The organism is Nonomuraea terrae, assembly GCF_004348995.1.
Lineage (GTDB): Bacteria > Actinomycetota > Actinomycetes > Streptosporangiales > Streptosporangiaceae > Nonomuraea > Nonomuraea terrae.
Genome location: NZ_SMKQ01000428.1, coordinates 1 through 1644 on the forward strand (window position 1 = coordinate 1; position 1644 = coordinate 1644).

2 protein-coding genes are annotated in these 1644 nt (G+C 72.1%); one reads left to right on the forward strand and one right to left on the reverse strand.

Translation table 11 applies throughout. The features are described from left to right. Positions 1–44: 44 nt before the first annotated feature. On the reverse strand, positions 45–632 hold the full coding sequence (locus E1286_RS47135; RefSeq protein ID WP_132623922.1) for a TetR/AcrR family transcriptional regulator: 588 nt from the start codon (positions 630–632) through the stop codon (positions 45–47). 130 nt (positions 633–762) lie between these two features. Between E1286_RS47135 and E1286_RS47140 the strand changes: the two genes are divergently transcribed. Continuing rightward, the coding region (locus E1286_RS47140; protein ID WP_246075788.1) for an ATP-binding cassette domain-containing protein at positions 763–1644 on the forward strand (882 nt) is incomplete at its 3' end.

Sequence of the window (1644 nt, forward strand, 5' to 3'; positions counted from 1 at the left end):
GCCCCTCCCCGAGCCCCGCGGGCGAACCGTGCCGTACCCCTGAATCAGAGGACGCCGGCGCGGGCGGCGGCGAGGGCCGCGGCGGCGGCGCGGTCGGCGTCGTGTTCGCTCACCGGCTCGTGGGCGACGAAGAGCCGGTAGTAGACGGGCGCCACCGCCACCCTGATCACCTCGCTCGGGTCGACGACGTCGGGCAGCTCGCCGCGTTCGATCGCGCGCCGCACCACCTCGGCCGACTGCTCGTGCCGGGCCGCGAAGAAGTCGTGCAGCGCCCGGGCGGCGGCCGGATCCTGGATGGCGGCGGCCACGAACGCCGACGACACCGGGCCCAGCTCGGGATCGTCGAAGCCGTTGCGTACGAGCTGGACGATCCCTCGCAGGTCGCCCTCGATCGAGCCGGTGTCGGGGATCGGCCACGGCTCCTCGCCGGCCAGCTCCAGAGCGTCGGAGATCAGCCCTTCGACGCCACCCCACCTCCGGTAGACGGTCGTCTTGTGCACCCCTGACCGCTCCGCCACGTTCTCCACCGTCAAGCCCGCGTAGCCGTGCTCGGCCAGCTCGGCGAGCGTGGCCTGGCGTACGGCGTCGCGGACGCGTGCGCTGCGCCCCCCGGGACGTTTCCGAGGCTCCAAAAACAACTCCAGTTGCGTTATGTGTGAACGTGTGGCAGGCTAAAGCTACATCAGTTGCGATTGGAGTTCCATCCTGACCATCCTCCGAAGGGTTTCCAAGACCTACGGCGACCACGCCGTCCTCATCGACGTGTCCCTGTCCGTCAGGCCGGGCGAGCGCGTCGGCATCGTCGGCGAGAACGGCTCGGGCAAGTCCACCCTGCTGCGGCTGCTGGCCGGGGTCGAGCGGCCCGACGACGGCGAAGTGCGGGTGGCCGATGACCTCGGCCATCTCGGGCAGACGCTCGACCTGCCGCCCGATCACACGGTCCAGCAGGCCGTCGACGCGGCGCTGGCCGGCCTGCGCGCCATGGAGCGCAGGATGCGCGAGCTGGAGTCGGCGCTGACCGGCGACGTCATGGACGAATACGGCGAGCTGCTGACGGCGTACGAGCTGAAGGGCGGCTACGAGGCCGACGCGCGGGTCGACAAGGCGTTCCATGGTCTGGGGCTGGCTCAGGTGACCCGCGACCGGCGGTTGTCGAGCCTGTCGGGCGGCGAGCTGGCCAGGCTCGGGCTGGCCTGCGTGCTGGCCGCCGGGCCGCGCGTGCTGCTGCTCGACGAGCCGACCAACCACCTCGACGAGTCCGCGCTGACCTGGCTCGAAGACCGCCTGCGCGAGCACCGCGGCGCGGTGGCCGTGGTCTCGCACGACCGCGTCTTCCTCGACCGGGTCGCCACGGCCGTCGTCGAGGTCGAGCACGGCTCGCTCACCCGCTTCGGCGGCGGCTACACCGGATTCCTGGCGGCCAAGGCGGCGGCCAGGGCCCGGTGGGAGCAGGCGTACGCGGAGTGGTGCGAGGAAGTGCGGCGGCTGCGCGAGCACGCGTCCACCACCGCACACCGGGTGGCCGTCGGGCGCGTGATGCGCGACAACAACAAGCTGGCCTACGACCGCGACGCGGGGCGGGTGCAGAGCTCGGTCTCCAGCCGCGTCCGTAACGCCCACGAACGTCTGCGCCGCCTCGAAGCC